At 67.8% G+C, this 12320-nt stretch carries 12 protein-coding genes and 1 pseudogene; 9 read left to right on the forward strand and 4 right to left on the reverse strand.

Annotation, left to right across the window (positions count from 1 at the left end; translation table 11 throughout):
- The 3 genes and pseudogenes from AC1DK4_RS39485 to AC1DK4_RS39495 form a co-directional block, all read left to right on the forward strand.
- Window positions 1-248, forward strand: a pseudogene (locus AC1DK4_RS39485) (DNA alkylation response protein); the annotation flags it as partial.
- A gap of 102 nt (window positions 249-350) precedes the next feature.
- Window positions 351-1145, forward strand: coding sequence for a TatD family hydrolase (locus AC1DK4_RS39490; RefSeq protein ID WP_441615562.1), 795 nt, complete (start codon window positions 351-353; stop codon window positions 1143-1145).
- Complete coding sequence (locus AC1DK4_RS39495; RefSeq protein ID WP_441615564.1) at window positions 1138-1836, forward strand: ankyrin repeat domain-containing protein; 699 nt, start codon at window positions 1138-1140, stop codon at window positions 1834-1836. Before AC1DK4_RS39490 ends, AC1DK4_RS39495 begins: the two co-directional genes overlap by 8 nt.
- Window positions 1837-1887: 51 nt before the next feature.
- On the opposite strand, the gene egtB is transcribed toward AC1DK4_RS39495, so the two are convergent.
- Both egtB and AC1DK4_RS39505 read right to left on the reverse strand, forming a co-directional pair.
- Complete coding sequence (egtB, locus tag AC1DK4_RS39500; RefSeq protein ID WP_441615566.1) at window positions 1888-3177, reverse strand: ergothioneine biosynthesis protein EgtB; 1290 nt, start codon at window positions 3175-3177, stop codon at window positions 1888-1890.
- A 205-nt stretch (window positions 3178-3382) separates the two neighbouring features.
- Window positions 3383-4075, reverse strand: a complete 693-nt coding sequence (locus tag AC1DK4_RS39505; protein WP_441615568.1) for a TetR/AcrR family transcriptional regulator — start codon at window positions 4073-4075, stop codon at window positions 3383-3385.
- A 172-nt stretch (window positions 4076-4247) separates the two neighbouring features.
- On the opposite strand from AC1DK4_RS39505, the gene AC1DK4_RS39510 reads away from it, so the two are divergent.
- The 3 genes from AC1DK4_RS39510 to AC1DK4_RS39520 all read left to right on the forward strand — a co-directional run bounded on the left by AC1DK4_RS39510 (window position 4248) and on the right by AC1DK4_RS39520 (window position 7885).
- On the forward strand, window positions 4248-5075 hold the full coding sequence (locus AC1DK4_RS39510; RefSeq protein ID WP_441615570.1) for an SDR family NAD(P)-dependent oxidoreductase: 828 nt from the start codon (window positions 4248-4250) through the stop codon (window positions 5073-5075).
- A gap of 95 nt (window positions 5076-5170) precedes the next feature.
- Window positions 5171-6292: a DUF5938 domain-containing protein gene (locus AC1DK4_RS39515; protein ID WP_441615571.1), complete on the forward strand. Its 1122-nt coding sequence runs from the start codon at window positions 5171-5173 to the stop codon at window positions 6290-6292.
- A gap of 54 nt (window positions 6293-6346) precedes the next feature.
- Entirely contained in the window at window positions 6347-7885 is a 1539-nt protein-coding gene (locus AC1DK4_RS39520; RefSeq protein ID WP_441615573.1) for an acyl-CoA synthetase, read from the forward strand.
- Window positions 7886-8019: 134 nt separating this feature from the next.
- Here AC1DK4_RS39520 and AC1DK4_RS39525 read toward each other — a convergent pair whose 3' ends face one another.
- A complete protein-coding gene (locus AC1DK4_RS39525; RefSeq protein WP_441615575.1) occupies window positions 8020-8640 on the reverse strand; it encodes an FMN-dependent NADH-azoreductase in 621 nt (206 codons plus the stop codon).
- Between the two features lie 169 nt (window positions 8641-8809).
- Between AC1DK4_RS39525 and AC1DK4_RS39530 the strand changes: the two genes are divergently transcribed.
- Both AC1DK4_RS39530 and AC1DK4_RS39535 read left to right on the forward strand, forming a co-directional pair.
- Window positions 8810-9763 carry a LysR substrate-binding domain-containing protein gene (locus AC1DK4_RS39530; RefSeq protein WP_441615577.1) on the forward strand — a complete coding sequence of 318 codons (954 nt, stop codon included), beginning with the start codon at window positions 8810-8812 and terminating at the stop codon, window positions 9761-9763.
- A gap of 210 nt (window positions 9764-9973) precedes the next feature.
- Entirely contained in the window at window positions 9974-10387 is a 414-nt protein-coding gene (locus AC1DK4_RS39535) for a DoxX family protein (protein WP_441615579.1), read from the forward strand.
- Between the two features lie 29 nt (window positions 10388-10416).
- Here the strand turns inward: AC1DK4_RS39535 and AC1DK4_RS39540 are convergent, their stop codons facing one another.
- Window positions 10417-11340 carry an EAL domain-containing response regulator gene (locus tag AC1DK4_RS39540; protein ID WP_477132211.1) on the reverse strand — a complete coding sequence of 308 codons (924 nt, stop codon included), beginning with the start codon at window positions 11338-11340 and terminating at the stop codon, window positions 10417-10419.
- A gap of 272 nt (window positions 11341-11612) precedes the next feature.
- Between AC1DK4_RS39540 and AC1DK4_RS39545 the strand changes: the two genes are divergently transcribed.
- Window positions 11613-12320 (forward strand): DNA translocase FtsK 4TM domain-containing protein (locus AC1DK4_RS39545; RefSeq protein WP_477132212.1); only part of this gene is annotated, 708 nt, incomplete at its 3' end.

Below are 12320 nucleotides of genomic sequence, written 5' to 3' on the forward strand. Positions count from 1 at the left end.
CCGCCAGCGCGCTCTATTACGCCAGTGCTGCCATCCTGATGGCCTGGGAAGGCGGCCAGCCAGGCACCGATGCGCGCCGGCTGCTGCTGGCCCACGCGCTGCTGCGGCACCGCCTGCAGCCGGCGGATCCGCTGGCCGCCCCGGGCGCGGCCGGGGCGGCGGGCGAGTCCGCCTGCGGCGACCTGCTGCTGGGGAGCGCGCCGGTCACGCCCGCGCAAGCCAGCGCCGCCATCGCGCTGGCCGTCTGAGGCGGGACGCCCGGCAGCGGGCTGCCGGGATGCGACCGGATACAATGTCAGGTGGCGCCGCCCCAGGCCGAATGGCGGCGCCGATTTCCGGATACCGTCCCCATGTTTGTCGATTCCCACTGCCATCTAGATTTCCCCGACCTGGTCGCGCGCCTGCCCGAACTGCTGGACAATATGCGGGCCAACCAGGTCACGCATGCGCTGTGCATCTCGGTCACGCTGGAAGATTTCCCGAAGGTGCTGGCGCTGGCCGAGCAGCACCCGCATCTCTATGCCTCGGTCGGCGTGCATCCCGACTACGAAGAGGGCGAAGATCCCACTCTCGAGCGCCTGCTGGCGCTTTCCGCGCATCCGCGCGTGGTCGGCACCGGTGAAACCGGGCTTGACTACTACCGTCTCAACGGCCGCAGCATCGCCGACATGGAGTGGCAGCGCGAGCGTTTCCGCACGCATATCCGTGCCGCGCGCCAGACCGGCAAGCCACTCATCATCCATACACGCTCTTCCGCGGACGACACGCTGCGCCTGATGCGCGAGGAAGACGCGGGCGCCGTCGGCGGCGTGATGCACTGCTTTACCGAAACCTGGGAGATCGCGCGGCAAGCGCTGGACGAGGGCTTCCATGTCTCGTTCTCCGGCATCGTGACCTTCAAGAACGCGGTGGAGTTGCAGGAAACCGCGCGCAAGGTGCCGCTGGACCGCATGCTGATCGAGACCGATTCGCCCTACCTGGCGCCGGTGCCGTACCGCGGCAAGACCAACCAGCCCGCCTGGGTGCGCCATGTGGGCGAGTTCATCGCCAATCTGCGCGGCATGCCGGTGGAAGCACTGGCGGAACAAACCACGGAAAACTTCTTCCGTCTTTTCAAGCATATAGACAGGAATGCTCATGCTTAACATGAAATACATCCGGTGCCTGGCCGCTGCCGCCGTCCTGCTGGCGGGCAATGCGGCATGGGCGGCACCGGTGGACGACCTGCGCAAGGCGGTCGAGTTCGACGACGCCAATACCGCACAGAAACTGCTGGCGCGCGGGGTCGGTCCCAACCTGGTCGATGCCAAGGGCAATCCGATGCTGGTGGTGGCCCTGCGCGAGAAGTCGCTGAAGGTGGCGGCGGTGCTGATCCGCGCCAAGAACATCGATTTCGACAAGGCCAACGCCGCCGGCGAGACCCCGCTGATGATGGCCAGCCTGCAGAACGAGTTCGACATGGTCAAGCTGATGGTCGACCAGATGGAGGTCGAGATCAACAAGACCGGCTGGACGCCGCTGCACTACGCGGCAACCAACGGCAACAACGAGATCGTCAAATACCTGGTCGACCACGCGGCCTATATCGATGCCGAAAGCCCCAACGGCAGCACGCCGCTGATGATGGCGGCACGCGGCGGCCATATCGAGACGGTGAAGCTGCTGCTGGACGAGGGGGCGGACATGCGCCTGCGCAACCAGCAGGGCATGACGGTGATCGATTTCGCCGAGCGCTATCACCAGGCGGAGATCGCCAGCGGGCTGAAGGCGCGCTGGCAGAAGCTGTATCCGCAGACGCCGATGGGCGCCCAGGCGCCGCAGAAGGGCTGGAACTGAGGGGCTGGGACTAAGGGGCTGGAACCGAGCGCCGGCCTCCGGTTGCCCGGCCTATGCGTCGTCGGCCAGCCGGACGCCGGTGAATTGCCAGCGCTGGTGCGGGTAGAAGAAATTGCGGTAGCTCGCGCGGATATGCGATTCCGGCGTCACGCATGAGCCGCCGCGCAGCACCATCTGGCTGCACATGAACTTGCCGTTGTACTCCCCGACCGCGCCGGCGCTCGGCCGGAAGCCCGGATAGGGCTGGAAGCCGCTGGCGGTCCATTCCCACACGTCGCCGAACATCTGGCGCAATGCCCCGGCCGTGTTCTGGCGGTCAGGCAGCGGGCGCAGCACGCGGCCTTCGACAAAGTTGCCGGTGGCCGGCAGGTTGCGCGCGGCGTGCTCCCATTCGGCTTCGGTCGGCAGGCGCCGCTCGGCCCAGCGCGCGAAGGCGTCGGCCTCGTAGAAGCTGATATGCGTGACGGGGCTGTCCGGGTCCACCGGCTGCATGCCGCGCAGGCTCATCTGCCACCATGTGCCTTCCCGTTCTTCCCAGTACAGGGGCGCTTCGATCCCCTGTTCGGTCACCCAGCGCCAGCCGTCGGACAGCCACAGCCCGGCGGTGCGGTAGGCGCCGTCTTCGATGAACTCGAACCATTGCCGGTTGCAGACCGGATGTGAGCACAGCTGGTAGGGCTGCAGCAGCACGTTGTGGCGCGGTCCCTCGCAATCGAAGGCGAAGCCGTCTGCGTCATGGCCGATGGCGACCACGCCGCCGGCAAAGCGGATCCACTCCGCCGCCGGCCGCGGATCGGCGATCACCGGCGCCAGCAGTTCGGGGGCAAAGGCCGGCTTGAGCGGGTTCTGCGCGAACAGGTGCAGGATGTCCGTCAACAGCAGTTCCTGGTGCTGTTGTTCGTGGTTCAGGCCAAGCTCGATCAGGGCCGCCTCGGCATCGGTCTGCGCATGCATCAGCAGGCCGAGCATGGCCTCGTCGACCGCCTCGCGATAGGCCAGCACCTCGTCCAGCGAGGGCCGCGTCAGCAGGCCGCGGCGCGGCCGGGGATGGCGCGCGCCGACCGCTTCGTAGTAGGAGTTGAAGAGATACCGGTAGCGTTCGTCGACGGGCTCATAGTCGGGGATGCGGGCCGCCAGCACGAATTCCTCGAAGAACCAGGTGGTATGCGCCAGATGCCATTTGGCCGGGCTGGCGTCGTCCATCGACTGCACGGTGGCGTCGGCGTCGGTCAGGTCGGCCACCATCGCCTCTGTCGCTTCGCGCACATGGCGATACCGTCCGAGCAGGGCGGGTTCGTGCGGAGGATGCAGGGCGCTGGCAGGCAGCAGGGCAGAAGACATGCGGGCTCCCGGATCGGACTTGGCATCTGCCGCGGGTGCCGCTCGCGCAAGCGGTCGGCCGTGGCGTGTGGGTGAGGCAGGTCAATGCCCGGGCCGAGCTGCGTGGCGCTGCGAGCGTGTCCCTGGAAGGATCCGCACGCGAACGGCGTGCGTCCGGAACCATGATAGACCCGATCGCGCAGCGGGCATAGCCGGCGCGTGCCTACTAAAGAGGGGGAAGCGCAGCAGCTGACACGGCGGCGGGATCGGCGCGATCGGCGGGACAGGGCTGGCCGAACAGGCCGGTGATCACTTGCCCCACCTCGGCCTGCATCGCCGCGACGGCGCCGGCGCTGCCGGACAGATGGGCCAGCAGGCATTGCTGGAACAGGCCGTCGAGCACGGCATAGGCCGCCGCCGGCGACAGGCTGGCCGGCGTGCCGGAGAGCGCCGAAAAGCGGCTGACGATGCGCCAGGTCATGTCCTGCAGGCTCTTGTCGATCTCCGCCACGTCCGCCCTGAACGCTTGCTCGAACAGTGACTGGGCGCGCAGGTCGTACCAGAGCCGGTGCATATGGGCTTCGTCGCGCAAGGTGCTGCCGAGGATCTCCAGGAAGCCTGCCATGAGGCCGCCGTAGCTGCTTGCTTCGGCCAGCACGCGATCATAGCGCGTGACGCAGCGGGCCTTGTACTGGCGCACGCTGCAGACGATCAGGTCGGTCTTGTCGTTGAAGTAGTAATGCAGCACGCCATGCGAGAACTCCGAGTTCTGCGCGATCTCGCGCAGGCTCGTGCGTGCGTAGCCCAGCGTGGCCAGGGTTGCCAGGGCGGCTTCACCCAGTTCGGCACGGCGTTCGGCGAACTTGTCGATGCGCTTGCGCGGCACGCGCTGCGCGCTTTTTTCCTGTGTGGACGGCATGGTCTGATGCTTGCCCGGCAAAGTGTTCACGAAGCATAGCACGGCGCTTTTCGGCATTACGTACTGCACAGCAAAAAACTTGACACTTGACCAATAAAAACTTGACGAGTGTCAAGACGATTTCTAGCATGAAGTCTCCATCCGCAATCAAAAAACCAGACAGGAGACAGCGATGGCTAGATTCGACCTCACGAGGCGCAAGGCCCTGGTGACCGGGGGCGCGCGCGGTATTGGCGCAGGTATTGCAGAAGCGCTGGCCGGCGCCGGCGCGGCCGTGATGATCGGCGACCTGCTCGCCGACCTGGGGCGCGAGACCGCGGCCCGGATTGCCGCGTCGGGCGCCAAGGCCAGCTTCGTGCCGCTGGACGTGACCAGGGAGGAGAGCTGGATCGAGGCGGTCGCCGCCACCGGCCACGCGCTCGGCGGCTTCGACATCCTGGTCAACAACGCGGGCATCGAGATTACCTCGCTGGTGGCGGATATCGACGCTGCCAGCCTGCGCCGCATGTTCGACGTCAACGTGATCGGCACCGCGCTGGGCATCAAGCACGCTTTTCGCGCCATGCGCCCGCAGGGCGCCGGCCAGTCGGGTCCAGGCGCGCAGGCAGGCAAGGGCGGGGCCATCGTCAATATTTCTTCGGTCGCCGCCACCATCGCGTTCCCGGCCATCGCCGGTTACTCGGCCAGCAAGTCAGCGGTGGACCGCCTCACGCGCGTGGCCGCGCTGGAGTCCGGCAAGCTCGGCTACGGCGTGCGGGTCAACTGCGTCTACCCCGGCCTGGTGCCGACCCAGATGGGCATGCAACTCGCCGACGACCTCGTCGCCGCGGGCTTCTGGCCGACGGCCGAGGCGGCCGTGACCGAGGTGATCGGCCAGACCCCGCTGGCGCGCCTGGGCGAGGTCACCGACATGGCCGACGCCGTGGTCTTCCTGTGCTCCGATGCCGCGCGCTTTATCACTGGCGCGGGCCTGCCGGTCGATGGCGGCATGGGCATGTAGCGCGCGGGGCCGGGGCAGGAGGGCAGGAGGGCAGGAGGGCAGGACAAGCGATAACCAGGCAAGCGAGAACCAGGCAAGAAAACAGGAGACACATCATGAGCAAGAAGAAACCCGTCGTGGTCTACGGCGCTTCGGGCTACACCGGACGGCTGGTATGCGAATACCTGCGCGAATTCAACGTGCCTTTCATCGCCGCGGGGCGCGACGCGGCGCGCGTGCAGGCGGTGATGGACCGGATCCCGGGCATCGAGACCGCAGACTACGAAGTGGCCGAGGTGGATCACGACGCGGCCGCGCTGGCCGAGTTGTTCCACGGCGCCAGGGTGGTCTGCAATATGGTCGGGCCGTTCATCAAGTTCGGCGGCGAGGTGGCGCAGGCCTGCCTGTCGGCCGGTTGCCACTACATGGACACCACCGGCGAGCAGGACTGGCTGCTGGATGCGCAGGCGCGCTTCGGCGCCGCCTTCCAGGAAAAGGGCCTGCTGCTGTCGCCGGGCCTGGCGCAGATGTACACCACCGGCGAGATCGCCGCCAATATCTGCCTGGAAATGCCGGGGCTCGACACGCTCGACATCCTGGTGCTGTGGAAGGGCTTCCCCACCTATGCGTCCACCCAGACCATCTTCACCATCCTCAAGGCCAAGTGGTACCACCTGGTCAACAACCAGTATGTCGAATGGGCGCCCGGCACCAGCTTCGAGGTGAACGTCCCCGGCCAGCACGAAAGCGCGCTGGCGCTGCCATGGGGCGGCACCTCCCATCCGGTCTGGTTCAAGGACGATCCGCGCGTGGCCAACTGCAAGGTGGCCGGCGGCGTGTTCTCGCGCGAAGTCATGAAGGGCGTGATCGCGACCGCGCAGATGGTGGAAGAGAAGATCAAGGTGCTGCCGCTGGACCAGCAGGAAGCCGCGCTGGCGGACATCGCGGCGTCGGTGCAGGCCGGCATGCCGCCGCGCGAGAACCCGCGACTGAACAACTCGCTCGATTCGGTCTATGCATCCGGGCCGCTCGGGCGCGCGCACTGCGTGATCCACGGCAACTGCAATTACAAGCAGACCGGCCTGCTGCAGGCCTATGCCGCGTACTCGCTGCTGCAACAGGCGCCACGGCGGGCGGGGCTGGCCTCCGGCTGCCAGGCCTTCGGGCACCGCGAATTGCTGGGCGTGCTCAAGAGCTTCGGGCTGGTGATGGAACCGGTGCTGACGGTTCATCGCTAGCACGGCCTGCGCCGGGGCCGGCGGGCCCCGGCATTCCCTCTCGCGGAGAACCGCATGCGTTTGATCGACTACCTGGACAAGGGCGCGTCGCTGGATCCCGCCGCGCCCTGCCTGACCATGGGCGAGGCACGGCTGTCCTACGCCGACGTGCAGCAATTCAGCAACCGTGTTGCGCGCGCCTTGCAGCGCAACGGTATCCGGCCGGGCGAGAAGGTGGCGGTGCTGTCGTCGAACGACGCCAGCGCCTTTGCCTGCGTATTCGGCCTGTCGCGCGCCGCGGCGGTCTGGTGCCCGGTCAACCCGCGCAACGAAGCGACCGAAAACCGCTACGTGCTCGACGCCTTCGATTGCGCCTGCCTGATCTTCCATAGCGACTACGCGCCACTGGTGGCGCAACTGCGCGCCGACCTGCCCAAGCTGCGCGAAGTGGTGTGCCTGGACCGCGCCCAGCCATTCGCGCCCTCACTGGAACAATGGCTGGCGGGCTGCTCCGGCGAGCCGCTGGAGCAGCCCGCGGCGGATGACCTCGTCATGATCGCCGGCACCGGTGGCACCACCGGCAAGCCCAAGGGCGTGATGCTGTCCGGCCGCAACCTCGAGGCCATGTCCGCGCTGACCCTGATGGGCTATCCGTTCCGCGGGCGGCCCGTCTACCTGGCGCTGGCGCCGCTGACCCATGCGGCCGGCGTGCTGTGCCTGCCGGTCATGGCGCTAGGCGGAGAGGTCGTGATCATGCCGAAGCCGGACCTCGGCGAATTCCTCCGCCTGGTCGCGCTGCGCCGCGTGACCCATACCTTCCTGCCGCCCACGCTGATCTACATGCTGCTGCAGCATCCGGACTTGCCTGCGGCCACGCTCGATTCGCTGCAGTGCTTCTGGTACGGCGCGGCGCCGATGTCGGCCGCGCGTCTGGAAGAGGCGCTGCAGCGCCTTGGCCCGGTCATGGCCCAGCTGTTCGGCCAGACCGAGGCGCCGATGATGGTCTCGATGATGTCGCCGGCCGAGCATTTCAATGCCGACGGCTCGGTGGCCCGCCACCGCCTGGCTTGCGCCGGGAGGCCGGGCCCGCTGGTGCAGGTGGGCATCATGGACCCGGACGGGCGGCTGCTGCCCGCCGGCCAGGGCGGCGAGATCGTGGTGCGCGGGTCGCTGGTGATGATGGGCTACTACAAGGATCCGGCAGCCACGCAGGAAGCGTCGCGCCATGGCTGGCACCACACCGGCGATATCGGCTACCTGGACGCGGACGGCTTCCTCTATATCGTCGACCGCGCCAAGGACATGATCATATCGGGTGGCTTCAACGTCTACTCCACCGAGGTGGAACAGGTCCTGATGCAGCATCCCGACGTGCAGGACAGCGCGGTGGTAGGCCTGCCCGACGAGAAATGGGGCGAGCGCGTGGTGGCCGTGTTGCAGCTCCATCCCGGCCGGCAGGTGGACGGCGACGAGATCAAGGCCTTTGCCAAGGCGCGCATCGGCAGCGTGAAGGCGCCCAAGCAGATCGAAATCTGGCCTGACCTGCCGCGCTCCAAGGTTGGCAAGGTGCTGAAAAAGGACATCCGGGCCAGGCTGCTGGAGGATCCGCACTAGCACTGGCACTACCACTGGCACTAGCACTAGCGCCATGCCGATGCCCGCAATGAAAAACTCCCGCCGGCRGCAATCGCGGGCGGGAGTCTGGCCGTGCGCCTGTGCCGGGCGGCGCAATGCCGCCTGGAGGGCGATCAGGCTGCCAGGGCGGCGGCGTCGTTCAGTGCTGCCACTTCGGTGCGGGCCGACACCAGGGCGGCTTCGCGGGCGTCGGGGCCGAAGGCCAGGCCGTGGGCGCGCACGTAGGTGATGTCGGTGATGCCGAGGAAGCGGAACACGACGTCCACGGTCTGCTCATGCAGGTCCAGGGCGGATGCATCCGCGCGCACGCCGCCGCGCGACGAGACCACGATCACGCGCTTGCCGCCGGCCAGGCCTTCCGGGCCCTTCTCGGTGTAGCGGAAGGTGCGGCCGGCCTGGGCGATGCGGTCGATCCACGACTTGAGCTGGCTGGGAATGCCGAAGTTGTACTGCGGCACGCCTACCACCAGCACGTCGGCTTCCAGGAATTCCTTCAGGAAGGCTTCGGTGCGTTGCAGTTCGGCTTCCTGCACGGCGTTCAGGCCGTCCTTCGGGCCGCCCAGCACCGGCAGCAGCGCGCCGGACAGGTGGGCGGGGGCGTCTTGGTCCAGGTCGCGCACGGTCAGGCTGGCGGCGGGGTTCTTGGCGCGCAGATCGGCCACGACCTGTGCGGTCAGGCTACGGGAAGCGGAATGGCCGCCAAGTACGCTCGAGTCGATTTGCAGGATGTTCATGTTCAGCTCCACTGGGGAATTTGTGTTTCGGGGTTAGGTGAAGCAAAAGATAGCGGTCTGCCATTGATGCCGGTAGTGGTGCAAAATAGAACTTATTGTTCCAAGGGCAGAACACCTGGCTAAGCAACTCCAGCCGGTGGCCCCGGCCCGTTACCCGAAAGGCAGTCCGATGCAAGACCTGAACGATCTTTCGCTGTTTGCCCAGGTAGTCCAGCACGGCAGTTTTTCCGCTGCCAGCCGTGCCAGCGGCGTGCCGAAATCGCGCCTGAGCCGGCGCATTGCGCAGCTCGAGCGCGAGCTGGGCGTGCAATTGCTGCGGCGGACCACCCGCCAGGTGCGCGTGACGCCCATCGGCGAGGCCTATTACGAGCGCTGCCGGGCCATGCTGGCTGAGGCGGAAGCGGCACACGAGGTGATCGAGCAAGCGCGCGAACAACCTGGCGGCACCTTGCGCGTGAGCTGCCCGGTGGCCATCGCGCAAAGCTTGCTGGCGCCGGAGATCGGCCGCTTCATGCAGGCCAATCCCGGCGTGCGGGTGGAGATCGAAGCCACCAACCGGCGCGTGGACGTGATCGGCGAAGGCTTCGACCTGGCGCTGCGCGTGCGCGATGTCATGGACGATTCCTCGCTGGTGGTGCGCACCTATGGCGAGAGCCCGCTGATGCTGGTGGCCAGCCCCACGCTGCTGGACAGCATCGGCCGGCCCCGCACCCCCCAGGCGCTCGACGGCATGCCCGGCGTGAACCAGAAGCCGCACGACGGCAAACACGTATGGACGCTGAGCTGCGACAGCGGCCAGGCCTTGCACATCGCCTACGATCCGCGCCTGATCACCGATGAATTCGCACTGCTGCGCGAGGCCGCCATCGCCGGCGTCGGGGTGGCCATGCTGCCCCGCATGTTCTGCCGCGAAGCCATCGAGAGCGGCGAGCTGGAGGTGCTGCTGCCGCAATGGATCATGCCGGTCGGCACCTTGCACGCGGTATTCCCCTCGCGCAAAGGCATGCCACCGGCGCTGCGGCGCTTCCTCGATTTTCTCTCCGAGATCCTGCCGGAGACCGCGCGCAAGGCCGGCATGCAGTTGCGCCAGCCGGGCATGCACCGGCCGATTGGCCAGGCCTGACAGCGCCTGCCCGGCGCGCGGCCACCGTGCCGTGACGCGTGCGCGCAACTTGTGGCTTTACCTTCACGGCGGCGCGCACTAAGGTACAGATGCGCGCCCCGCGTGGAGCGAAAGGCGCATCGGCCACCGGCCGGCGTCCCGGTTCTCCGGGCGCTTTCCGGGCGTTTCGACCGGACAAGACCGGACAAGACCGGACAAGGAGTGACGACCATGAGCGGTACTCAGGCAACCCAGGACCTCGGCAAGGCGATACTGCGCATCGTGCTCGGCGCGCTGATTCTCTTCCACGGCGTCGCCAAGCTGATCAACGGCCCCGGTTTCGTCACGCAGATGGTGGCGCAGGCGGGCCTGCCGCCGGCCGTCGCATACCTGGTCTATATCGGCGAAGTGGTGGCGCCGATCCTCCTGATCATTGGCCTGTGGACGCGCATCGCGGCGCTGATCGTGGCCGTCAACATGCTGGTGGCGGTGGCGCTGGTGCATACCAAGCAGCTCGGCCTGATCAACGACACCGGCGGCTGGGCGGTGGAGCTGCAGGCACTGTACCTGGCCAGCGCACTTGCGGTGCTGCTGCTGGGCGCCGGGCGCATGAGCGTGGGCGGTATCGCCGGGCGCTGGAACTAGCGCCCGCCCGGGCCCGCCGGCGCGCCTCCTCAGGTGGCCCAGCGGCCCAGGGCCTCGGCCACGAACATATCGGGCGGCAGCGCCGGCGACCACAGATAGCCCTGGCCGAGGTCGCAGCCCAGCGCCTGCAGCGCATCGCGCTGCGCGGGCGTCTCGATGCCTTCGGCCACGCACTCCAGCTTGAGATCGCGCGCCAGGTTGATGATATTGCGGCAGATCGCCGCGCGCTGGCTGTTGCCCGGCACCGCTACCACGAAGGAGCGGTCCAGCTTGACCTGCGTGAAGGGCAGGTCGGCCAGCAGCTTCAGGGTGGCGATGCCCACGCCGAAATCGTCGATCGCCACGCCGTAGCCGAGCAGCCGCAGGCGGTTCAGCGCGATCGACAAGGCGCGCGTGTCGTGTACCGGATAGCCTTCGGTCAGCTCGATGATCAGCAACTGGCGCGGCATGCCGCTCGCTTCCACCATGGCATCGAAGGCATCCAGCACGCCAGGCCGGCACAGCGTCTGCGCCGATGCATTGATGCTCAGCGCGATGCGTACGCCGCGCGCGAGCAATTGCCGTTGCACCGCCAGGCACTGCTGGCCCGCCAGCTGGAAAATCGCATCCGCCTCGCCCAGCCCGACCGAATCCGCCAGGCTCACGTGGGAATCGATGATGTCGTCTTCCAGCGCCGACACCCATACCCACAGCGGCTGCGCCCCCACGAAGGCGTGGTCCGCACGCCGGGTCAGCTCGTCCATCATGGCCGGCCCGTTGAGGCCCGGCATTTCGATATCGCACAGCACCAGGTCGAACTTGCGCGCAGCCAGCAGGTCCAGCGCGACGCGGCCGTCGGCTGCGCCATGGACGTCGGTGACACCCAGCTGCGTCAGCAACTGCTCTGCCGCCAGCAGCTGGAATGGGTGGTCATCGACCACCAGGGCCGACAGTCCGGCATAGCGTGTCTGCATGATTGGCTCGGCGGCGGGAGCGCCAGGGTTCGGCTTCGATTGGGTCAGGCCGCGCCTCCGGCAATCGGGGCGGGCGTCGCGCCATAGTAGCTCACATGCCGCGCGGCGGGCATGCCGTCGTGCGCGCCGTTACCGCCGCGCCCGGCGAACAAGCCAGTGCGCGCCGCCACAGAAATGCGGGTATTCCGCCACGGTAGCCAAGTTGCGCGGTGCCACGGCGTCCAGACCCGCTACAATCGCTGCCCGAGGTATTTGATGATGGCGTTTCCATAATGGGTTTTGGCTGGTTCGGATTTTCGACCTTGTGGCTGCTGCCGCTGCTGTGGCGCATGGTGACGCGCCTGCTCGCCGGCGAGCGCCGCTTCTTCAGTGGACGCGGAACGCTGCGCGTCTGGGTGGGCACGGTGATCGTGCTGTGCGCGAGCGCGTCGCTGGAGGCGCTCACGGGCRCCGCGGGCGAGGGCGGCATGGCGGCAAGCACGTCGGGAGGCGGCGCCGGGCGCGCGCTCGGCGGGCTGCTGAGCGGCATGCTCGGCTGGAGCGTCAGCTTGCTGATCATGCTGGGGGTGTTGGCACTGGCCGCTCCCATGGTCTTCGGCGAGACCTGGCGAAGCCTGTTCTCGCGCAAGCCGCAGGTGGCCGAACCGGAAGAGGAAGATTTCGCACCGGTCCGTACCCCGGCACGCGCGCCGGCCCGGGGCGCGCGCGAGCCTGACAGCTGGGAGACGACGCATCTGGGCGCCACCCATTCCGCCATCCCGGGCGCGGTCGACTACGTGCCGCGCCACAAGGGCATCGAGGCGGTTTCGGCACGGCGCCAGCCGGTCTGGCAACCGCCCACGCGTACCCGCAATTCCCCGCCGCAACCGGGCGAGATCTGGCTGCAGCAGGCCGCACCGCCGGGCCCGGTCACGCCCGAACCGGTGGCGCCGGTGCCGCCGCCGGTGGCCGCGCGGGCACCCTCCCGGCCAGCCCAGGAA

This window comes from Cupriavidus sp. 05N38 (assembly GCF_056397345.1).